The 21,965-nt window shown below is 57.2% G+C and carries 18 protein-coding genes; 8 read left to right on the top strand and 10 right to left on the bottom strand.

Features of this window, described 5'->3' with window-relative positions:
• On the top strand, window positions 1-1,593 hold the full coding sequence (locus tag FE795_RS06450; RefSeq protein ID WP_131071477.1) for a phytoene desaturase family protein: 1,593 nt from the start codon (window positions 1-3) through the stop codon (window positions 1,591-1,593).
• A gap of 199 nt (window positions 1,594-1,792) precedes the next feature.
• On the opposite strand, the gene FE795_RS06455 is transcribed toward FE795_RS06450, so the two are convergent.
• Together FE795_RS06455 and FE795_RS06460 are read right to left on the bottom strand one after the other, a co-directional pair.
• A complete protein-coding gene (locus FE795_RS06455; protein ID WP_131071478.1) occupies window positions 1,793-2,131 on the bottom strand; it encodes an aldehyde dehydrogenase family protein in 339 nt (112 codons plus the stop codon).
• A gap of 71 nt (window positions 2,132-2,202) precedes the next feature.
• Window positions 2,203-2,649 carry a carboxymuconolactone decarboxylase family protein gene (locus tag FE795_RS06460; RefSeq protein ID WP_165477543.1) on the bottom strand — a complete coding sequence of 149 codons (447 nt, stop codon included), beginning with the start codon at window positions 2,647-2,649 and terminating at the stop codon, window positions 2,203-2,205.
• A gap of 881 nt (window positions 2,650-3,530) precedes the next feature.
• Here FE795_RS06460 and FE795_RS06465 point away from each other — a divergent pair.
• The 5 genes from FE795_RS06465 (at window position 3,531) to FE795_RS06485 (ending at window position 11,372) form a co-directional block, all read left to right on the top strand.
• Entirely contained in the window at window positions 3,531-5,972 is a 2,442-nt protein-coding gene (locus FE795_RS06465; RefSeq protein ID WP_059317857.1) for a DUF3772 domain-containing protein, read from the top strand.
• 39 nt (window positions 5,973-6,011) lie between these two features.
• Complete coding sequence (locus FE795_RS06470; protein ID WP_131071479.1) at window positions 6,012-8,414, top strand: mechanosensitive ion channel family protein; 2,403 nt, start codon at window positions 6,012-6,014, stop codon at window positions 8,412-8,414.
• Between the two features lie 98 nt (window positions 8,415-8,512).
• Entirely contained in the window at window positions 8,513-9,811 is a 1,299-nt protein-coding gene (locus FE795_RS06475) for an MFS transporter (RefSeq protein WP_131071480.1), read from the top strand.
• Window positions 9,812-9,829: 18 nt separating this feature from the next.
• Complete coding sequence (locus FE795_RS06480; RefSeq protein WP_003801645.1) at window positions 9,830-10,942, top strand: aminotransferase class V-fold PLP-dependent enzyme; 1,113 nt, start codon at window positions 9,830-9,832, stop codon at window positions 10,940-10,942.
• 13 nt (window positions 10,943-10,955) lie between these two features.
• Window positions 10,956-11,372 (top strand): hypothetical protein, encoded by a 417-nt coding sequence (locus FE795_RS06485; protein ID WP_003801643.1) that lies wholly within the window; start codon window positions 10,956-10,958, stop codon window positions 11,370-11,372.
• A 9-nt stretch (window positions 11,373-11,381) separates the two neighbouring features.
• Here the strand turns inward: FE795_RS06485 and FE795_RS06490 are convergent, their stop codons facing one another.
• The 4 genes from FE795_RS06490 to mgtE form a co-directional block, all read right to left on the bottom strand.
• Window positions 11,382-11,912 (bottom strand): helix-turn-helix domain-containing protein, encoded by a 531-nt coding sequence (locus FE795_RS06490; RefSeq protein WP_003801641.1) that lies wholly within the window; start codon window positions 11,910-11,912, stop codon window positions 11,382-11,384.
• Window positions 11,913-12,147: 235 nt separating this feature from the next.
• Entirely contained in the window at window positions 12,148-13,161 is a 1,014-nt protein-coding gene (locus FE795_RS06495; RefSeq protein ID WP_059317853.1) for an HD-GYP domain-containing protein, read from the bottom strand.
• Entirely contained in the window at window positions 13,154-16,120 is a 2,967-nt protein-coding gene (locus tag FE795_RS06500) for an MHYT domain-containing protein (RefSeq protein WP_059317852.1), read from the bottom strand. Before FE795_RS06500 ends, FE795_RS06495 begins: the two co-directional genes overlap by 8 nt.
• A gap of 161 nt (window positions 16,121-16,281) precedes the next feature.
• Window positions 16,282-17,622 carry a magnesium transporter gene (gene mgtE, locus FE795_RS06505; protein WP_003801633.1) on the bottom strand — a complete coding sequence of 447 codons (1,341 nt, stop codon included), beginning with the start codon at window positions 17,620-17,622 and terminating at the stop codon, window positions 16,282-16,284.
• Window positions 17,623-17,772: 150 nt separating this feature from the next.
• Between mgtE and FE795_RS06510 the strand changes: the two genes are divergently transcribed.
• Window positions 17,773-18,141, top strand: coding sequence for a NirD/YgiW/YdeI family stress tolerance protein (locus FE795_RS06510; RefSeq protein ID WP_003801631.1), 369 nt, complete (start codon window positions 17,773-17,775; stop codon window positions 18,139-18,141).
• Between the two features lie 151 nt (window positions 18,142-18,292).
• On the top strand, window positions 18,293-19,054 hold the full coding sequence (cnbZ, locus tag FE795_RS06515; RefSeq protein ID WP_219235894.1) for a 2-amino-5-chloromuconate deaminase CnbZ: 762 nt from the start codon (window positions 18,293-18,295) through the stop codon (window positions 19,052-19,054).
• 51 nt (window positions 19,055-19,105) lie between these two features.
• Here cnbZ and nhaA read toward each other — a convergent pair whose 3' ends face one another.
• The 4 genes from nhaA to FE795_RS06535 all read right to left on the bottom strand — a co-directional run bounded on the left by nhaA (window position 19,106) and on the right by FE795_RS06535 (window position 21,932).
• Window positions 19,106-20,470, bottom strand: a complete 1,365-nt coding sequence (nhaA, locus tag FE795_RS06520; protein ID WP_059317850.1) for a Na+/H+ antiporter NhaA — start codon at window positions 20,468-20,470, stop codon at window positions 19,106-19,108.
• 118 nt (window positions 20,471-20,588) lie between these two features.
• A complete protein-coding gene (gene dtd / locus FE795_RS06525; RefSeq protein ID WP_059317849.1) occupies window positions 20,589-21,047 on the bottom strand; it encodes a D-aminoacyl-tRNA deacylase in 459 nt (152 codons plus the stop codon).
• A 15-nt stretch (window positions 21,048-21,062) separates the two neighbouring features.
• Complete coding sequence (locus tag FE795_RS06530; protein ID WP_003801624.1) at window positions 21,063-21,407, bottom strand: DMT family transporter; 345 nt, start codon at window positions 21,405-21,407, stop codon at window positions 21,063-21,065.
• Between the two features lie 6 nt (window positions 21,408-21,413).
• On the bottom strand, window positions 21,414-21,932 hold the full coding sequence (locus tag FE795_RS06535) for a DedA family protein (protein ID WP_131071486.1): 519 nt from the start codon (window positions 21,930-21,932) through the stop codon (window positions 21,414-21,416).
• Between the last annotated feature and the right edge of the window lie 33 nt (window positions 21,933-21,965).

A 21,965-nucleotide genomic window follows, 5' to 3' on the forward strand; every position in this document is an offset into this window, starting at 1 on the left:
ATGACAGATTCAACAAATAACAAGTCATATGCCGTCATTGTGGTGGGCAGTGGCATTAATTCCTTGGTGTGTGCGGCCTTGCTGGCCCAAAAAGGCAAGCAGGTTCTGGTGCTGGAGCGTAACGACCGTGCGGGTGGGTGTATCCGCACCGAGGAGCTGTTCCCCGGTTTTACCCATGAGCTGCTGTCATCCTGGTACCCCTTGTTTACCTCCGGGGCGGCGTATGCACGCCTGAAGGATGATCTGGCTGCCCAAGGGGTGGAGTTTCTGGAAAACGGCTATACCACCGGCGTGGTGGGCAGCGATGGCAAGGGCATGGCCCTGCGTCACGATGTGGGCGATTCGATTCAACGTATCAATGCTTTGCAAACAGGCGATGGCGACGCCTTCGGTGCCATGTGCAGCCAGTTGTTCGAGCGCGATGCCGGTCTTACCTTTGGCTTGCTGGGCACCGAGCCTTACAGCCGTGGCTTGTTGGGTCTGCTGTTTTCGCAATGGCGCAAGCGTCGCATGGACGGCATGGTTCAGTACGGACGTGAGTCCCTGGAGTCCTTTCGCCGCTGGGCCGATCGTGAACTGAAAGATGACCGGGTGCGCGGCATGATGGCTCCCTGGGTCTTGCACTCGGGCCTGGGCCCTGACGACGCCTGCTCGGCCCTGATCGGCAAGCTGACCTTTGCCGCCGTGGTGGCCGGTGGTATGCCGGTGGTGAAAGGCGGTGGCCAGAATCTGGTGCGTGCGCTATGCGCCATTATTGAAAAAGCCGGTGGCCGTATTCAACTGAACACCGAAGTAGAAGAAATTGTGCTGGAAGGACAAAAAGCCCGTGGCGTGCGTGCCGGTGGCCAAGTCTACGAAGCCAGCCATGTGGTGTGCAACGTCACTCCGCCACAGCTTTATGGTCGTCTGTTGCCGGGCGCACCCGCTCAAGTACGCGAGCAAGCCAATGCCTACCGCTTTGGCCGTGGCGACATGCAAATTCATCTGGCGCTGGACAGCATGCCGAACTGGAGCAATCCAGAGCTGCTGAAAGTACCGTTGCTGCACCTGTCCGACAGCCTGGAAGACGTCAGCATGAGCGTGGCCCAGGCCAATAATGGCCTGATTCCTGCCAAGTTCACCGTGGCGATTGGTCAGCCTTGCGCGGTGGACCCCGGCCGAGCACCCCAAGGCAAATGGATTTTGTGGATGCAGATGCAGGACATGCCATCGAAGCTGCGTGGCGATGCGGCTGGCAAGATCGACGTGCCGGAAGACGGAAAATGGACCGAAGAAGTCAGCAAGGCCGTGGCCGAGCGCATTATCGACCAACTGGAAGGCGTCATGCCCGGTCTGCGTCAACAAATTGTGGGCCAGAAAGTGCTTTCGCCCGCCGACCTGGAATCCATCAATTGCAATCTGGTGGGCGGCGACCCGTACTCGGGCATCTGTTCGCCCGACCAGTTCTTCTGGATGCGCCCCTTTGCGGCCAGTAACGGTGCGCGCTCCCACGCAACCCCGTACAAAAACGTCTACCACATCGGTGCGTCTACTCACCCAGGTCCAGGCTTGGCAGGGGCGTCCGGATTCATGGTGGCGGAGCAGATTCGTTAGGGAAGCACGTTTCGGAAAACATAACAGGCCAGACAGACCGTCGTGCGGTCTGTCTGGCCTGTTTGCATGGGGTAGGCTTGGCGGTCCAGGCATCGTATCCTCCCCGAAAGGCGATCGCCGGATCACCGAAGAAGCGGGCGCCTTGCAGCCCTGAGGCTTATGGCTTGAATGTCACGCGCTTGATGTTGACCAGATGCCGTCAATGCACGGGTTCGGAAATATTGCCTCCCCAAAAACCCGACCCTTGCATGAATGAGAGCGCAATATCCGAGCTGATGCCCAACATGCCTTGGGTAGCGGGCATATTGACCAGAATGCGTCCGGCGGGCAGGGTGCTGGCAAACTGATGAATCTCGTCCTGATCTTTGCTGTGGATGACGGCCGAGTGTCCGGCTCCTTCCTGCCACAGCAATTTTGCAGCCAGACTGATTCCCTGGCCGGCCTCAGATTTGGACCGCGTCACAACCGGAGCCATTTTTTCCCGGCTCAGGAAGGCGTGCCGCTCGGGATCGGCGGCAAGCCAGGTCAGCAGGATCATCTTCAAACCTGCTTTGGAAATACGGTCGCCAGGTGCTAGCACAGCGTCGCGTATGGAAAATGCTCCGTTAGTTAGAGGCTGATTTCGTAGTTCATGCTGATAGCCAAGCGGTTCCAGACGTTGATCAAACCGACCAGATACGTTAGATCCACGATTTCCTTGTCATTGAAGTGGGCCTTGAGTTCATGCAGTGGCGTCTGCTTATCGTCCAGATTCTGAATAAAAGTCACTTGCTCAGCCCAGCGCAGCGCCGCCTGCTCCTGCTCGGTGAACAGGGGGGCTTCTTTCCAGGCATTTAAAAGCAGGAGTTTTCGTTCGGAAATGCCTAGACTCAGTGCATGTTTGCTATGGACATCAATGCAAAATGCGCAACCGTTCAGTTGCGAGATTCTGACCTTGATCAGCTCGATCAACTCTTTGTTCAGCGTAGTCTCGCTGTAGATCTGGGCGTCGTACTTGACGAGGGTCTTGTAGATGTTGGGGGACAAATTAGATGGGTTAAGTCGAGTCTTAGACACGGGATCTCCTGTCAGTGGGAAAAGGGTCGGGGCGGGCATGTGAATACGCCGGTTTTAGCCTTGGGTTTTACTATCGTCAGGGCAGGTTCGGTAGTTTTCGAGTTGCCGTAACAGAAAGGTGCTGGCTGAGCAGCTTGGCGTGAGAATGGCGCTTAAAAGAAGCCAGGCAGTCAGGGCCGCTACATCTGGATGGAACCGGTTCATTCCGCCCTAGGTGATATCGACATTATTCAGTGTCCCCCAACTCCCGAAGCGGTCTGCCACCGCAGATAAAAGAGTGAGGTTAAGTGACGGTCTTAAAAAACCACGATGAATGTCATTTTGGTTGCGTTGCTGTGTTCGAGAGGGGGCGCAATGATTTCTTTCTTTGTGTTTAAGAAAATGATTTCATATTTCCTGATTATTTAAGGGCTAATTTTTTAATCTTCGTTTTGCTGTTTGCTATCTAATTGCCTGTTTCCTTGTGTTCTGTGTTTTTTCTTGCCGTCTTATAGTTAAGAAATGCTAGAAGAATAACTTGGTTTTTAATCAAAATAATGATTATTGATAGTGTTTTTTGTTTTATGGGTTTTTATTTTTTTAATTTTCCTTGATTATTTTTTTGGGTTTCATATTTTTTGCGCTTGGTTTTAAGGGTGGTTTTTAGAGCTTGGTTGCGTGTACTGAGCGGTCTGTTGTCCGGGGCGACTCGAAGTTGACCGTGGCAGAATGGGTAGGGCATGCAGTGCAAGGCGATCTGAGCCGGTTGAGAGAGAGGGATTTTTCGTTTGTCCCTTCTGTGTTTTGTGCCAAGAGGATGATTCTTTCGGTATTCTGTGCATGTTTGTGCTGCCCGTATCCCTGTCGGGGCGTGGCCTGATTGTTTAGCCGGAGTTTTATTAATGCGCGCTTTTCGCTGTTCGCGCCTGTGTGCCTTTTTGGCCTTGTGGCTGCTGGCCGTGGTGCTGGCTGTTACCCCTATCCCTGCAGCAGCCGAGACTGCGGCCTGGACGCCTGCACAGGCCAGTGAATCCCTGAATGAATTGCGGGACACGCTGCAAACGGTGCAGCAGCGTTTGCAGAAAAAGGACGGCTTGGGAGATTCTGATCTGGTCGCCTTGCGCAATCAGTTGCTGGCGGCACAGGAACAGGCCCAGGAAATGAGCGTGCGGCTGGAGCCTGAACTGCTCAGTGTGACGGCCCGTTTGAATCAGTTGGGGCCGGTGGACGACCCGGCGGGCGAGTCCGATGACATCGCACGCCAGCGGGCGCAGCTGCAGCAGTCGGTCACCGAGCTGGATGGCATGATCAAGCTGGCCCGCCTGATCGGCGTAGAAACCACCCAAGGGCTGGATTTGGTGTCCAAGCAGCGTCGGGCGATCTTTCAGGCCGAGCTGGGCCTGCAGTCACAGTCGGTTTTGACGCCGCGTTTCTGGAGCAATGTGTCGCGCGACCTGCCCGGCGATCTGGCCCGGGTCGATCGCATGCGCAAGGATCTGGCACAACGGCTCTTGGACTTGCCCACGTATGTGCTGTGGTCAGCAGCAGGCCTGGCGCTGGTTTGGCTGGGTCTGGCGGTCTGGGCGGTGCGCGGGCTGGAGCGCTTTACCATCAGCCATACCAAACCCTCACGTTTGCGGCGTTCTTTCTACGCTGCGGCCCTGATTGTGCTCTATAGCCTGGTGCCCGGGGTTCTGGCCTCCTTGGCGGCGGGCCTGTTTTATTGGAACGGAAATCTGGCTCCCGACTTGTCCAGCTTCGTGTCCAAATCGGTGTTTGCCCTGTATCTGGGCGGCTTCGTGACCGGCATGGGGCGGGTGCTGCTGTCCGCACAGCGGCCTAGCTGGCGCTTGCCTCCGATCCCCAGCAATGTGGCGCTGAAACTGGCCTGGCTGCCGCTTGCGCTGGGCGTAATGGTGGCCCTGACCTGGATGTCACAGCAATTGTTGGGGCTGGTCAATGCGACGCTGAGTACCACCTTGCTGGTCAACAGCTTCAATACGCTGACCCTGAGCATTTTTATTGCCATCGCCGCCTGGAATTTGAGTCAAGGGCGCGAAAAGCCCCCTGTGCCTCAAGAGGGTGACGACCCGCAGAAAACCGTCCCGGTACAACAAGGGTCGACCTGGCTGCGTGCCATTCCCATCACTCTGGGAGTGGTGATCGGGCTGGGAATGATCGCCTTCTTGCTCGGGTACATCGCGTTGAGCAGTCTGATTGTGCAGGAAGTCCTGTGGCTGAGTCTGGTCATTTGTACCTGCTATGTGCTGGTGGCGCTGATTGCCGATATTGGCCAGAGCCTGTTGCTGCAGTTCAAGGAAAAGCGGGCCTCCAACGAGTGGACCAGCGCCCAGGTGCGGGGCAGCAGCCAGATCGTGATTGTTCTGTCGGGGGCGCTGCGCCTGTGCCTGATCATTATGGCCGTTACCCTTGTATTGCTACCGTTTGGCGAAGACCCCACGCAGTGGCTGCAACGCCGTTTGGGCTTTTTGGTCACGGGTTTTTCGTTGGGGCAGGTTCAGCTCAAGCCCAGTTCCGTGCTGCTGGCCGGGATGATTCTGGTATTGGGTGTGTTGTTTGTCAAAGCCCTGCAGCGCTGGGTAGCTAACCAGCTTTTGCCTGCCACCCGTATTGACCCTGGAATGCGGGTCTCGACCGCGAATCTGTTCAGCTATGTGGGCTATTTTGTGGTGGTGGCCACGGCCATTTCTTCCTTGGGCATTGGCCTGGAGCGGATGGCTTGGGTGATCTCTGCCTTGTCGGTGGGGATTGGTTTTGGCCTGCAGGCAGTCGTGCAGAACTTCGTGTCGGGGTTGATCCTGCTGGCTGAACGTCCCATCAAGATTGGCGATTGGGTCAGTTTGAACGGCGTGGAGGGCAATGTGCGCAAGATCAATGCGCGGGCCACGGAAATTGAGATGTTCGACCGCTCGACCCTGATTGTGCCGAACTCGGAGTTCATCACCAAGACCGTGCGCAATGTGACCTTGAGCAACCCCTTGGGTGTGGTGAAGGTCAAGATCAATATGCCCATTGACACAGACGCTAAACGGGTGCGTTCTATCATGCTGGAGGTGATGCAGAATTACAGCGATGTGTTGGCCGATCCTGCGCCAGAAGTGACGCTGGACGGATTTGATGCCAACGGTTTGCAGTTCACCGCCACTTGTTATGTATCCTCGCCGCGTGTCAGTGGCCGGGTGCGCAGCGTCCTGATGTTCGATATTTTGGATGGGTTGCGAAAAGAAGGTCTGGCGCTGCATCACACTCAAACCATGACGGTATTGCCGACCTTGCCGGTGGCCAGCCAGACCGAGGGCGGCAATCCCTTGTTCAATAATTGAACGTTAAAAAAACAGATCGGTCCCCGGGAGGCAAAAGCCATGAAGCCGCTACGACGATGTGCGCAGGTCTTGCTCGTTTTGCTGAGCTTGATGGTGGGCTGGGTGCCGATGGTTCAGGCGCAAGCCCTGTCCGAGTCCGAGCAAGAGCGTCAGATGATGCGCGAGTTGCAGCAGGCCCAGGACGAGCTGCGCCTGATGCAGTATGGCCTGGAAGGCAATCAGGCCTCGATACGACCTGAGCGCAGTTATGAGCAGGATCAGAAACTGCAGCGAACGCAGGACTTGTCCAGCCGCGTGGTGCAATCGCTGGAGCGGCGCAGTCGCTTGTTGCAGGCCCGTCTTCAGGAGTTGGGCGAGGACGCCGGCGATGAGGCCGATCAACTCACACTGCACAATGAGCGTATGCGCCTGCGACGTGCGGATGCCGCCTTGCGCGCGGACTTGCGTGTCGCCCGCCTGGTGCAGTTGGAGTCTCAACAGACCCGTCAGTTGCTGCATGAGGCGACAGCTCGTTATGCCAAAGAAAAACGCTGGCAACGCAGTCCCTCCTTGGTTTTGCTGGAAAGTTTGCCCGAGCTAAGGGCGGCTTGGCCCGAGGATCGTCAGAAGCTGTCCGATCTGGCCGGGCAGTGGCGGCAAACCTGGAAAAACAGCAGTTGGCAGCAAAGCAGCGCCTCCTTGTGGCTGGTGGCTGCTGTTTTGATGCTGGGGATGGTCCTGTTTCGCATGACGCCCATTTGGATCAGTCGTTACCTGCCAGCCGGACGTTTACGTCGATCCAGTCTGACGATCGTCAATTTTTTTCTGTGGTTTATTCTCAGCTGGGTTCTGGTCGATCAACTGGTTGAGTTGGTGATGGAGCGGCCTGGCCTGTCCACCATACAGTACGAACTGCTGGCCTATCTCAACTTGGCGGCATGGCTTGCCGCGGTAGTGCTGGCATCGATCAAGGGCATTGTCATACAGCCTCGCTCTTCCTGGCGCTTGATACCCGTGTCGGCCCAAACCCAAGGTCGCTTGCGTTATTTTGCCTACGCTTTTTTTCTGGTCGCCTATCTGGATGTGGCGGAGAGCTTCTTTCGCGGTTCCATCGGCGTGTCGGATGCGTTTCAGGCCCTGCTCGATGGGGTGAGCAGTGTGCTCTATCTGCTGTTGTATGCCTATGGCTTGTGGGTCATGCGCGATGAGCTGTTTGATCGTACCGAGATACAGGGGCAAAGCGCGGTTCGCACGGGGCGCAGTTGGGCACGTCTGGCCTTTAAAGGCGCTGTCGTGGTTTATGTTCTGGTCTTGGGCTTGTTTATTGGCGGCTGGCAAGTCCTGTCTGATGATTTGATGACTCATTTCATGACGATGCCGCTGGTGTTGGGTCTGCTTGCCTATGTGTTCATGGTCTGTTTGCAGGACATGTCCGATTCCTTGCTGGCCTATCTGCGCAATCGCAGTCGTGACCCGGAAGCGGCGCCGATTCGCGTGCAAAGCCAGCTCGTTGTGGTCTTCTTTGCGCTCGCGCGTATGACCGTGCTGGGTCTGGCCATCTGGATGGGTAGTGGGGACTGGTTGAACGAACCCAAACAGATGCTGGAGTCCGGCCTGGGCGTTTCACGCGATGTCCTGCGACTGGGCGCTGTGCAGTGGCGCCTGGATTTGTGGCTGATTGCCTTGGGCGTCATGTTGGTGGGTGCGGTCCTGATCCACTGCTTGCGGGTCTGGCTGCGTCAGCGCTACATGCCTAACACCACGCTGGAGCCCGGCCTGCAAAATGCGATTGTCGGTGTGGTGGGATATATCGCCTATTTTGTTCTGCTGGTGATCTGCCTGTCTATGCTGGGGGTGCCGATTGAGTCCGTAACCTGGGTTTTCACCGCCCTGACGGTGGGCCTGGGTTTTGGTTTGCGCGGCATTGTGCAAAATATCGCGTCGGGTCTGATGCTGATGGTCGAGCGCCCCGTGAAAGTGGGGGATTGGGTGGAAGTACAGGGCAGTGAAGGCAATGTGCGCCAGATTCGCCTGCGGGCCACCTATGTGGAACGTTTTGATCGCACGATGGTGATGGTTCCCAACTCTCAGATGATGGGTCAGCAGGTTCGCAATCTGACCTACACCCCTAGCTCCCTGGGGGCGATTGAGTCCCGGCTGCTGTTCCCGCTGGATGTGGATGCGGATGCCATCATGCAGATTCTGCGTGAAGCCGTCATGTCCGAACCGGAAATTCTGGACGAGCCGGCCCCCGTCCTGTCGTGTGACGGGATTTTTGGCGATGGTTTGGCTTTTAGCATGCGCTGTTTCATCAACAGCATGCGGGTACAGCGCCGGGTCCGGAGCAACCTGATGCTGGAGATCTTGCGTCGCCTGCGCCAGCAGGGCATTACCTTGCACCCTGCACAGCGCTGGGTGCAACAGGCCATGGATAAAGACAGGGCGCAAGAGCCAGATTTCTAGGGTTTTCCCAGTGATTGAAAGCTGAAATATTCATCCGTATAATTTGTTTAGCCACACTAAACAAAAAAGCGCGTGACGCGCATCAGGATGGATGAGACATGAGTAAGCAACAGCCCCTTCAGGGTCCGGCCCCCGTTTCGCCCTGGCGTGCTGCCAGTGCAGCCGGCTTGGGCACCATGATCGAATACTACGATTTTCAGCTCTATGGCGTGTTGGCCGTGACGCTTAGCGTGCTGTTTTTCCAGACGGGTGATGAAAGCGCTGCTTTGCTGTCCACGCTGGCCGTATTTGGCGGCGCCTTTCTGGCCCGCCCCTTGGGGGGCATCTTTTTTGGCTGGTTTGGTGACAAGCATGGCCGTACCGCTGCTCTGATGTTCACAATTGTGGGCATTGGGGTCGCCAGCGCCTTGATGGGCATGCTGCCGACCTATGCCACCTTGGGGCTGGCTGCTCCCGCCTTGTTGCTGTTGTGCCGTTTACTGCAGGGTTTTTTTGCCGGGGGAGAGATTACCGGGGCCGCCACCTATGTGGCGGAATGCTCGCCAGTGGGCAAACGCGGTTTTTTCGGCGCATTCAATCCGGCCGCGGCGACTCTGGGTCTGTCCCTGGCTACGGGGGTGGCGGGCCTGGTCACCAGTATCGTCGGCAAGGACGCCATGCTGGAGTGGGGCTGGCGGATCCCCTTTTTGTTGTCCATTCCCCTGATCGTGTTGTGTGTCTGGGCTCGCTCGCGTATTGAGGATTCACCGCGATTTAAAGAGATGCTCAAGCGCCATCACCCTGAGCATTCGCCCTTGTCCCTGATTGTGCGTGATTACCGTCGCCCCTTATTGCAGGTGATCGCCATTGGCTTTGCCCAGAATGCGGCCGGCTATGTTGGCGTGGTGTATCTGAGCACCCATTTGATCCATACCCTGAAATACGACGGCACCGCGGTGTTCTGGCTGATTTCCCTGGTCACCTTGTGCTCGGCCTTCATCATGCCTTTTGCCGGCAGCCTGTCTGACCGTTTCGGTCGCAAGCCCTTGCTGACGATTGGCCTGCTCGGTTATCTGGTGCTGGTTCCCTTGACGATGTGGGTGGCCTCCTGGGGCAGCTTCCCGCTGGCCGTCATTGCGGTGGCCGTGTCCATTCTGCCGTTCATTGTGGTCCAGGCCGTGGGTTACCCCCTGTATGCCGAATTGTTTCCTACCCGAGTGCGCTACAGCGGTGTGTCGCTGGGCTTTAACATCGCCACCATTCTGGGTGGAGCGACGGCCCCTTTTGTCGCCTCCTGGCTGACAGGTCTGACTGGTTCGAGCATGGCACCTGCGTTCTATGTGATGGTGGTGGCATTGATCGGGATGGTTGCCTTGAGCACGGTGCAAGAAACCTCGGGTCGCCAATTGGCTGATTGATTTTCAAGGATGTAAACGATGTCTGGGTATTTTCTGTATCACTCCATTGGCATGTTCGAGGGCAAGGAAGCCGCCATGCGTGCCGAGCTGGATCAGTTCAGTCAGGTCTGGTCGGCACCGGATGATGCGCAGTGGGGCTACGCCTTGGGCCAGAAACAGGCTTTCATGGATGCCTGGGCCAGCCTGATTGGCGCTGACTCCAACGATATTGCGCTTAGTGAAAACGTGACCGGCGGCCTGTACAGCATTCTGGGCTCCTTGCCAGCGCACGTGCTGAAAGGACGTACTGTGCTGGTGGCGGCCGATTGCTTTCCCAGCCTGCATTTCCTGCTGCAAAAGCTGGCCCTGCGTCTGGGTTTCACCTTGCGCACCGTGCCTTTGAGCGCCGGTCTGTCCTATGTGACCGATGATGATTTCATCCATGCCTGGGATGACAACGTGGGCCTGGCCCTGGTGACCTGGGTCAGCTCTACCTCCTCGCACCGCGTCAATGTGGACCGTATGGCGCAGTGTGCGACAGAGCATGGCAGCCTGATGGCGCTGGATTTGACGCAAGCGGCCGGTCTGGTGCCGTTTACCGTGCATGAAGGCGTCGCCTTTACCTTGTCTGCTTCCTTGAAGTGGGCTTGTGGTGTGTCGGGAGCCAGCCTTTTGCACGTGCGTGCGGATTTGATCGAGCAGTGCGAGCCCGAGTTTCGTGGCTGGTTCAGCCAGGAAAATCCCTTTAACTGGAATCTGGACCAGTTCAGCTATGCTGACGGTGCGCGTCGTTTCGACCATGGCACACCGGCTGTTTTGGGCAGTATTGCCTCGTTACCCGGCCTGCGTTTCGTGCTGGAAACCGGCGTGGAAAAATTGCTGGAACAAAACCGGGCATTGACGGCTATCTTGCTGGATCGCGCCGCCAAGGCCAAGTGGCCGGTGCTGACGCCTTTGGCCGAAAGTGAACGTGGCGGCAGCATCATGTTGCGTGCCAGCAGTGCCCAGCGTGCGCAGGCCATGGTTGATCGGTTGCGCGAGCAGGAACTGTATTGCGATCAGCGTGATGGCGTTTTGCGCCTGTCCCCCGGCAATGTCTGCACCGAGCAGGATGTGCTGCGCTTGTGCGACACCTTGCAAGCCGGCTGGTAAAGGAGGAAGGGCTATGGATAGTCAAACTTGGGCGCATCAGGCCAGCCGTCGTATCGAGCGATCAGCCAAGGTCGTAATGGACTATATGGCCGATCTGGATGCATTGGGGCGCTGGTCTTTAGGATGCTTGAATACGCAAGGTGTGGGGCCTGGGCTGGTGGTGGGCACTTCCTTGTTTGATGGTGGGCAGACGCACGTCAGCGTCGAGGTTCTTGCTGAGCAAGGCCTGATCCGCTATTGGGTGGGCAGCGCGATACAACGTACGCCGCGCATCAGCGCCATGGTGCAGGCGCTGGATGAGCAGACCTGCATCTTGATCCTGCTGGCCACACGCGCTACGGATATGGATGAAAATCGGTGGTTGCGTTTGCAGCGTTGCCACGAAACCGAACTGGATCTGATCCAGGCCCAGTTGCACCGCGGGGGCTGATCCTCGCGCTCAATAGCTGGGCGGGGTGATCGCTACAATAAAACGCACATCCTGCTCGTAAGGATTGCGATAGGCGTGAGGCAGACTGGAATTGAAGTAACAGCTATCGCCTGTTTGCAAGCAGTGTTGATCATCCCCGACATCAACCAGTAACTGGCCTTCGGTGACCAGCACACATTCTTCGGCAGGGTGGCTCCAGCGCTGCCCAACCGAGCTGCCGCCCGGCGGTAAAAAGCCCGCCAGCATTTCAATACTGCCAAAGCCCGGCGACACCCGCTGGTATTGCACGCCAGAGGCGGACTGAATGCTCATGCGTTCGTTCTTACGCACCACGGCCACTTGTTCCACATCGTCTTCCAGGAGGGAAAACAGGGGCGTATCCAGTGCGCGGGCGATTTGGCGCAAGGTGTCCAGGCTGGGTTGGGTCAGACCTCGCTCTACCTGGCTGATCAGGCCAGGGGAGACTTGCGCCAGCTCGGCCAGCTTGCGCAATGACAGTTTTTTGTGAAGTCGGACCTGGCGAATACGCAATGCGGCCATGGAAAAGCGAGCGATAGGTGAGAAAGACGGTATTGTAAGACAAGCTCGCCAAGCTGAGGCGCCGACAGTTCGGGGCTGTCGGCGTGCAGGCTATCGCTGATATCCGGTACAGACCTAGTCGGCGCGCTTTTGCTCGTCGTTACCTGTCCGGGCACGCACGTTGGATTTCACGTCAGAGAAGGTCGGTGGCCTGGTGCCCAGGGTGTCAGGGTCGTGTTAGTGAGGGCTGGGTGTTCTAGGGTGTGGTGTGCTGCGGTTCATCCGCCCATTTTTCTTTGATGTGCAGCATTTCGGGCAGGCACTTATCCAGCAGCGCAATCAGTTGAGGATCAAAGTGCTGACCGGACTGCTCACGCAGATAGCTGACGCATGTCTCCACACTCCAGGCTTTTTTATAGGGCCGCTCGCTGGCCAGTGCATCAAATACATCTGCAACAGCTACGATGCGGGCAGGCAGGGGAATGTTCTCGCCTTTCAAGCCGTAGGGGTAGCCGCTGCCATCCCATTTTTCGTGATGATACAGGGCAATAGTGCGAGCCAGCTTGAGCAGACCATGTGAATGCTGGCCGATAATGCGCGCGCCAATCAGGGTATGCGTGCGCATGATGTCCCATTCTTCGGGGGTCAGTTTGCCCGGTTTTTGCAAAATGGAATCAGGGATGCCGATTTTGCCTATATCGTGCATGGGCGCAGCATGCAGCATCTCGTCGGCCGCTTCGTTGGAATACCCCAGCCAGTGGGCCAGAATGCGGGTGTAATGGCTCATGCGGATCACATGCCGGCCAACTTCGTTGTCTTTGTACTCGGCGGCCGTACCCAGACAACGAATGATTTGCAGACGGCTGTCGCTTAGCTCCTGCATCTGTACCAGGGACAGGTGATTGCGTATGCGTGCTTTGAGAATGGCCGGGTTAAAGGGCTTGGAGATATAGTCCACTGCGCCCAGGTCCAGGCCCATTTGCTCATCGTGGGGTTGCGAGAGTGCCGTGACAAAGATAATGGGTATATGGCGGGTTCTGGGGTCGGCTTTCAAGGTCCGACACACGTCGTAGCCCGAGAGCTGCGGCATCATGATATCGAGCAAAATCAGGTCGGGCACATCGCGTTGAGCCAGTTCCAGCGCCTTGGCGCCTTCTTTGGCAAAGAGCAGGCGGAAGTCCTGCTGCAGGGTGTGGCGCAGAATCTGCAGATTGGCCGGCTCGTCATCAATGAGCAACAGTGTCTGGCGTGGCGAGCTAAATTCATTCATGGCGTGGCGGATCCTTGGCCAGGCTGGCATTCAATTCCGTGATTAGCGCAGTCAAGATGCTGCTTGCCTGCACAAAGTCAAACAAATCAATGGTTTTATTCAGATTATTCAGCGTCTCGCTTTGTCCGGTACTTTCCAGGTACTGACAGATCGCCTGCAAGGCAGGCTCATCGAGCTCATTGAGTTGCACGCTGCTATGCAGAATGTGCAGGTAATTCAACACCACGTCGGGGCTGTGTACCACGCCTGCTTGTGAATCTGTATAGGGGGCCGGTGGACCATGGTGGCTGAGCTCCTGGGCAATGCGGTTGAACATGTCCTGCAACTGCTCGATGCGTCCGCGCATCTGGCGCGTCTGGCCACGACGGATTTTTTCTTCCAGCTCGGCGCTCAGTAAGGAAACCTGTGGCAGGCCCAGATTGCCTGCCGTGCCGCGAATACCATGCAGACTGCCCAAGACAACTTCCCAGTTTGGTGAAGCCTGTTTGATCTCATCGAGTGGGTAGCGGGTATGCAGATCCGACAAGAAACTAAGCAGCGCACGGCGCAAACGCACTGGCGAGCCCCACAGGCTCAGACCCAGGTCCCAGTCGATCAGGCCGCTTTTCTGGGGCTCGACGCTGTCGTCTGGTGAGCTGGTTGTGGCCAGGCCCATGACTCGTGCAATTTCCTGCATCAAGGCAGGCAGGTCCAGCGGTTTGGTGGCAAAGCCGTTGATGCCGGCTTCCTGTGCAGCGTGGCGATCGGACTCCATGACACTGGCTGTCAGCGCAATCAGCGGTAAAGGCAGGCGTGCTTCACGACGTTCCTGTTCGCGCCATCGACGGGCGGTCTCCAGTCCGTCCAGTTCAGGCATGTGAACGTCTAGTAAAACGACGTCAAAGTCTTCTTTGTCCAGCAGCTCCAGCACCTTGTGGCCGCTGTCGGTGGCGGTGACCGAATGGCCGTGCTGTTCAAGCGTCAGGGTCAGCAGTTCCTGATTAAGGTTGATGTCATCGGCTACCAGAATTCGCAGGGGGGGCAGGTGGGGCACGGCTTGGTTTTCCGGGCTCAGGCAGGGTTCGTTGCCCGGCTCCAGGGGGATGCGGACTTCAAAGACGCTGCCCACACCCAGGGTGCTTTGAACCTCCAGCGTGCCGCCCATCAGGTCCACCAACTGGCGGGCGATGGACACGCCCAGGCCCGTGCCGCCAAAGCGACGGCTGATGGAAACGTCGGCCTGAGTGAAAGGGGTAAATACATGACGCAACTGCTCAGGACTCATGCCGATGCCGGTGTCGGTGACACGGATGGAGACTGCATTGCGTCCGGGCTCGGGGTTGACCTCGACCCGCACTGCACCACTTTGAGTAAATTTGATGGCATTGCCGATCAGATTGTTGAGTACCTGCTGGATGCGCATCGGGTCGCCCTTGTAAAAAGGGTGCAGCTCGGGCGCACAGCTCAGACGGAACTCCAGGTTCTTGGCATCGGCCGCCAAGCGTAAAGAAGCGACGACCTGCTGGCACAGGTCGATCAGAGAAAAGTCCACCTGTTCCAGTTCGACCGAGCCCCGCTCCAGTTTGGTGGTGTCCAGAATATCGTTGAGCAAGGCTAGCAAGGAGCGCGCTGACTGATTGATAATGTTCAGGTGTTTGCTCTGTTGGGCAGTGAGCGCGTCGTTGAGCATCAAGTCGCTAAACCCAATAATCGCATTGAGCGGAGTCCGTATTTCGTGGCTCATATTGGCCAGGAAGGCGCTCTTGGCCTGGGCTGCCTGCTCGGCTTTCTCCGCGCTTTGACGCAAGGATTCCGTCAAGGCGTTGTAGCGGCTCATATCGGTCACAAAGCCGACAAAAATGGGGTCCCCCGGCTGACGCACCCGACCCACCGCCAGCCGCATGGGCATCAGGCTGCCATCCTTGCGCAAGCCGGTGACATCGCGGCCTACGCCGATCACTTTAGGGTCATTGCTGCGCAGATAATTGGACAAATAGCTGTCATGGCGAGAGCGGTCTGGTTCGGGCATGAGCATATTGACGTTACGCCCCAATACTTCACCCGCTTTCCAGCCAAACAGACGCTCTGCCGAATGGTTGAAATCCAGAATAGTGCCGTTGCTGCTGATCGTGATGATGCCGTCAATGGCCGTATCTACAATCGCGCGGTTATGCGATTCACTCTCTTCCATTTTCAGGAACAGTTGACGGTAGCGCAGCAAGCCATTGGCGGCGGCCACCAGCACCGTTACGGTAATGGTGAACGTGGACAGCACCATGGAGGCAAAGGTGCTGTTGAAGATGATCAGGTCATCGGGCGGGGTAGTCTGACCGATAAAACGGGCCGCCGCCATGCCGGTGTAGTGCATGCCAGAGATGGCCAGCCCCAAGACGATGCCACTGATGACCACGCGCTGCAGCAAGGTCAGGCGCGTACGGTGCAGGCGAAAGCGTATCCACAAAGCCAGGGTGGCCAGAATGACTGCGACGCCTATCGACAGGAAGAACGTGACGGGTTCATAGCGCAGCAGGGGAGCCATGCGCATGGCGGCCATGCCGCTGTAATGCATGGTGCCGATGCCCAGCCCCACCAGAACCCCGCCGATAATCAGGTGCGAGCGCTGGACACGGGCTTGCGAGAGAATCTGCAGGGCCACCCAGGACGCGCCTACGCTGGGCAGCACCGACAACATGGTGATGGCCGGATCATAATGCACGCTGGTACAGAGCTCGAAGGCCAGCATGCCGATAAAGTGCATGGTCCAGATGCCACCGCCCAGGGCAATGGCGCCTGTGCAAATGGCGATCTGGCGATGCAGACGCAAATCGGCCATGCGGGCAATATGCGCGGTATGCAGAGCCATGCCCGACGAAAAGATGGCAACCAGCAGGGACAGGATGACCAGGCCACTGTTATAGCTGCCAACCAACAAGGGAGCCATGGGGTCCGCACTGATGAAGAACTGGTCGAGTATCCGCATAGGTGCTGATGTCCGAAGCGGCCCACGGGGGCAAGTTAGACGAAATGTGTCAGGCTCCCTCTGCATAGCAAGAGGGAATGTAACGATGAAACCCGGATAGGTTACCGAGTTTGTCTCTTACTGTGCAGCTTTTTACATGGATTGACGAAAAATATTCATGTTTAAAGCAAGGTTCCGGTCAGCAGCAGCGCCGCTACTGAAAAGTAAATGACCAGCCCGAGCACATCCACCAAGGTGGCAACCAGGGGAGCCGAGGCGCTGGCCGGGTCAAAACCGACGCGTTGCAAGATAAAGGGCAGCATGGAGCCAATGCAGGAGCCAAAGGTCACAATGCCCACCAGAGCCAGCCAGATCGTAAAGGCAATCAGCAAGGAGTGTTCGCCGTAATCGTACAAGCCCAGATGTTGCCAGACTTCAATACGCACAAAGCCGATGGCCCCAAGCAGGGTGCCCAGCACCAGACCGACCGGCAGCTCGCGCAATAGCACACGCCACCAGTCTCGTACCCGCACCTCACCGAGCGCCAGGCCCCGAATCAGCAAGGACGTGGCCTGCGAGCCGGAGTTTCCTCCTGAACTCATGATCAGGGGAATGAACATGGCCAGCACCACAGCCTTTTCCAACTGTATTTCGTAATACTGCATGGCGCTGGCGGTGAGCATTTCGCCCAGGAATAAAATGGCCAGCCAGCCCCCCCGCTTGCGGATCATGGTGCTGAAGCCGGCCTGCAAATAGGGTTTGCCTATATGCTCGGCGCCGCCAAACCGGTTCATGTCCTCATCGGCTTCGTCCATCAAGGCGTCAATGACATCATCTACCGTCACAATGCCGATGATGACCTGAGCCTCGTCGACCACCGGAATAGCCAGAAAGTCGTGTCGCCGAATAAGCTGGGCCACAGCCTCCTTGTCAGTGAGTGCCTGCACCGTGATGGGGCTGTCACCGCTCCACAGATCGGTCAGGGCCGCTTGGGGCGCAGCACACACCAGCTTGCGCAAAGGCACCACAAATTGGAGCTGCTGCTTGTCATTGACGACGTAAATGGCATAGACCGTCTCGCGCGTGCTTTCCACCTCCCGGATGTACTGTAGGGTCTGGGCGACGTTCCAGCTCATGGGAACCTGCAGAAACTCCGTGGTCATGATGCCGCCGGCCGTATCGGCGGGGTAGTACATCAGCCGCATGACGGAGGTACGGGTGGGCTGGCTCAAACGGCTCAGAATCTGCTCCTGATCCTGCGGGTCCAGGTCTTGCAGCAGGTCGGCCATGCGGTCTTCAGCCAGTGTTTCCAGAACAGGCAGGCGTTCTGGCCGACGCAGCTCCATCGCAATGGCGCTGGCCCAGCGCAGTTCGGGTCGTTCCAGCAAAGCCTGCAGTCGCTCATTGTCCAGCTCCTGGGCAGCGAGCAGGGCGGGGCCGCGCTCGAGCTGGTTCAAGGCCAGGACAATATCGGCAATCGGAGTGGGGGGGCCAAGTAGGTCAATAGATGGATGCTTGGGCATGCAATACTCCAGTGGACGTGCAAGTACGGAATGTCGTGGCTTGGCGTGGTGACTGTTGGGCGCGGGGTTCTTGTAACGATCTGCCAGGATTGATTGTCCTGGGCCAGAATGGTGCTAGGATACGAATAGTGTTAACCAGTGGAGCATCTTATGGACATGAAGGCCAAACTGACAGCCCTGACAATCACGGTATTGATGGGCGGAGCCGTTATTCCAATGGCTCAAGCGCAATATGTGGGTCCCTCCAGCCAGAAAACATTCACTAAAGTTGAACAGCTTGTGAACAACGCCAAGGACGATGATCCGGTCGCCTTGCGGGGCAAACTGCTGCGCAAACTGTCCGATGAAACGTATCTTTTTGCCGATGAAACCGGCGAAATTCAGGTCGAGATCGATGACAAGATTTTCCCCCAAGAGCCGGTGGATGCTAACACAACCGTCGAGATCGTTGGCGAGATGGACAAGGCCATCGTTGGCACCAATGAAGTGGATGTCAAGACAATCACTATCGTTCGGTAAACGCGTATCTTGAATGTAAAAAAGCCCGCCGACCCGGTTCGCGGGCTTTTTTATGGTGCCGGCGATGCTATAGTGCCCGCTCTCGCCCCCTGTACTCAAAGGATAAGTTCAGGACACGGCGATTTTGTCCGCTACAAGACCAGGAACCACCATGAGCACCGCAATTAATTTTGATAAAGGCAACTACCGCTTCATTCCGACTGGCGTGAATCGCTTTTCGGGCGGGGTCGCCGCTCAGCCCGGCTATGAGATCTGTCGGGTCGTGTTCTCCGCGCCCGTCCCTCTGAAAGAGGGTTTTGATTTGATTCAGGCCGTGCTGGAAGCCGAAGAACGTCCTTTGACGGCTTTGTGCGCGTGTGAATTGCGTTCGCCTGAGCCTGTCAGCGACAGTGACTTCAATAAATTCAATGAGTTGTACCTGGAAACCCTGAAAGAGTGGGGTTTGCTCAAAGGCAAACATAATCCGGTTGCACGCAGCAATGTGTCGCCTTTGGTGGGGGCTCCGGCCGAGCCCAGCTTTTATGCCTTCAGCTACACGGTGGAAACCGATATTGAAGAGGCCACCTTTGTGATCGCCGGCAGTTGCGAGGTTCCCGAAACCCCGGACGATTACATAGAGAGCATTGTGGCGTATCAGGACGTCTCGCTCGAAGGCCTGTTAAAAAAGGCCCAGTGGGTGCTCGATGAAATGGAGCGTCGCCTGGAAGTGCTGGGTCATGAGTGGGCCGATACGACGGCCACTCATGCTTACACCGTGCATAATCTGCATCCTTTCATGGCCAGTGAGCTGGCCCAGCGCGGCGCGATCAATCATGGTCTGGGCTGGCACTTGGCACGACCTCCGGTCAAGGATCTGGAATACGAAATGGATTGTCGTCGTATTTTGAATGAGCGAATTCTCACGATTGATTAAGCTGCCTGATCAAGCGGCAGACAGGCCCACGCTTGCGTGGGCCTGTGTGTTTTACGCCTGACTGTATACCGGCTCAGCGGCTGAGCGTTGATAACGGCGACGTACCATCAGTCCCCACAGCAGACCCAGCACAGCTGAGGCTAAGGAGCCGCACAGCACGCCCAGCTTGGCCGCATCCAGCAAAACGGGCTCTGCAAACGCGAGGTTGGCAACAAAGATCGACATGGTAAAGCCAATACCGGCCAGCAAACCAATCAGGGTGACGCCGGCCCAGCTCATGCCGGCTGGCAGAGTGCATAGCCCCAAGCGTACAGGCAGCCAGGTTCCCAGCAAGACGCCCAGCGGCTTGCCCACAATCAAGGCAATCGCCACACCAAACAGAGCACTATGTGCACCGGCTGCATTCAGGTCTAAACCGTTCAGGCTGACACCGGCATTGGCCAGGGCGAAAACCGGCATGATGATAAAGGCCACCCACGGATGCAGCAGCGCGGGAATACGCTGCACAGGGGGCAGGATCTCACGTTGAGCAAGTTGCATTTTTTGCAGCGTATGCATGATTTCCTGTGTGTCATGCTGGCTCTCCAGCTTGGTCGCCAGCTCCAGATTCAGATGGCGAGCCTTGCGCGGCAGTGGCAGCGTGCGCACCGGGCTCATCATGCCTAGAACAACGCCGGCCAACGTGGGGTGAGCACCCGTTTTCAAGAGCCCAAACCAGAGAATGGCGCCAGGAAGCACATAGGCCCAGGCCGAACCTATTCCCATTTTCTGTAAGCCCAGCACTGCCGCAATGCCCACGGCGGCGATCAGGAAAGCGCTGTAGTCCAGCCCACCCGAGTAGAAGAAGGCGATGATCAGAATGGCGACCAGATCATCAATGATGGCCAGAGCCAGCAAAAAGACGCGCAGGCTGGGGGGCAGGGAGCGACCCAGCAGAGCCAATACGCCTACTGCAAAGGCAATATCGGTGGCGGTTGGAATAGCCCAGCCCATCAGAACCTGCGGCTCGGGGTTCATTGCCGCATAAATGAGTGCGGGCAGGGTGATGGCAGATAGGGCGGCGCAGATTGGCAGCATGGCCGAGCGCCAGTCGGACAAGGCCCCGTCATGGATCTCACGACGGATCTCCATCCCGACCACTAGAAAGAACAGGGTCATTAAGATATCGTTGACCCAAAAATGCAGATCTTGCGAAAAACGCCAGCTACCCAGCTCCAGGGTGATTTGGGTATGCCATAAGGCCGAGTAACTGTCAGCAAACGGGGAGTTGGCCCAGATCAGGGCGACAGCGGCGGCCATCAGCAAGATGACGCCGCCTAGGGCTTCAATGTGCAAAAGACGCTGAAGTTGGGCCTGTAGTTGGCGGGTCAGGACATGGGCGCGCGGTAAAGGCGCGCCGGAAGAGGGGTGAGACATGGTCGGCAATTCTCCACAAGGCGGCCCGACCCTGCGTAAGCATTTAACCTGCCCTGCTGCACCATGCCAGCAAAACACCCTGCGCAATTATAGGGAGGGAGTTTCTTTAAGGCAAATGTCAGCTTGGGCGGGTCTCGGGGATGATATGCAAGGGAATGGTGACCGGGCCATCATTGATCAGGCTCAACTGCATGTCGGCGCCAAACACACCGCACTGTGTATCGGGCACGCGCACGCGAGCCATCGCCACCAGTTCATCGAACAGCGGCTGGCTGATGGCCGGTGGCGCGGCGCGGCTAAAACCGGGGCGGTTGCCTTTGCGTGTATCGGCGGCCAAGGTGAACTGGCTCACCAGCAGCAGTTGCCCCCCGGCTTGCAGCAGATTCAGGTTCATCTTGCCCTGCTCATCTGAAAAGATGCGTAGAGCCAGTAGTTTGTCCAGCAAACGCGCGGCCTGCTCACTGGTGTCCCCGTGCTCTGCACAGACCAGAACCGCCATGCCGGCACCGATTTTTGCGACAGTCTGGCCGTCAATATCGACCTGGGCCCGCCGTACTCGTTGAATCAAGGCAATCATTGTGTTTCAGTAAAATCAGTGGCCGACGGTTTCAGAGAACAGGTTCACGATCAAGACGCCCACCACAATAAAGGCGATGCCAATCATAGCGGCCAAATCCAGTTTCTGCTTAAAGAACACCCAGCCAATCAAGGAAATCAGCACAATACCGACGCCGCTCCAGATGGCGTAGGCCACGCCCACGGGCATTACCCGCAGGCTTAGGGACAGAAAATAAAAGGCAGCGGCGTAAAACAGAATGGTAAAGGCGCTGGGCATCAGACGGGTGAATTGCTCAGAGCGCTGCAACAAGCTGGTCGCGATGATCTCAAAAATAATCGCGAAGCACAAATGCAAGTAGGCGAGGCTGGCGGGAGTCATTGAAAATCAGGGTTGAAAACTGAGCCAGCCGGGCAAAAGCAGCACACTGGCCCACAGCGCGGCCGAGGCCCAGGAAGAAATATGAAAGCTGAGGGGCGACATGGAGCAGGTGCCGGCAATCAGGGGCACGGTCGAGCGCAAGGGGCCGATAAAGCGGCAAGCCACAATACTAAACCATCCCCAGCGGGCAAAAAACGCTTGTGCCTTGGCATACAGATGTAAACGCTTGCGCGCCCATTCAAAATGGAACAGGTTGCCGCCGTAACGCTGGCCCAGGTAAAAGGAGATGGCGTTGCCCACACCAGCCCCCAAGGTGACGGATAACCAAACCGGCAGCAAGCTCATTTCACCGGCACCGACCAAGGCGCCGACGGACAGAAGAATGGCGGTGCCTGGTATGACCAAAGCCAAAAAGGGCAGGGATTCGATCAGACACAGGGCAAATACGGCGGGGGCAACCCATTGGGGGTTGGCGCTGATCAGCGCCGTGGCTTGCTCTGCAAAATTACTTAAAGTGCTCAGCATATCAATCAGGGAGAGGTGACAGCGACAGGCCGT

Source organism: Alcaligenes ammonioxydans (genome assembly GCF_019343455.1).
Taxonomy (GTDB): domain Bacteria; phylum Pseudomonadota; class Gammaproteobacteria; order Burkholderiales; family Burkholderiaceae_B; genus Alcaligenes; species Alcaligenes ammonioxydans.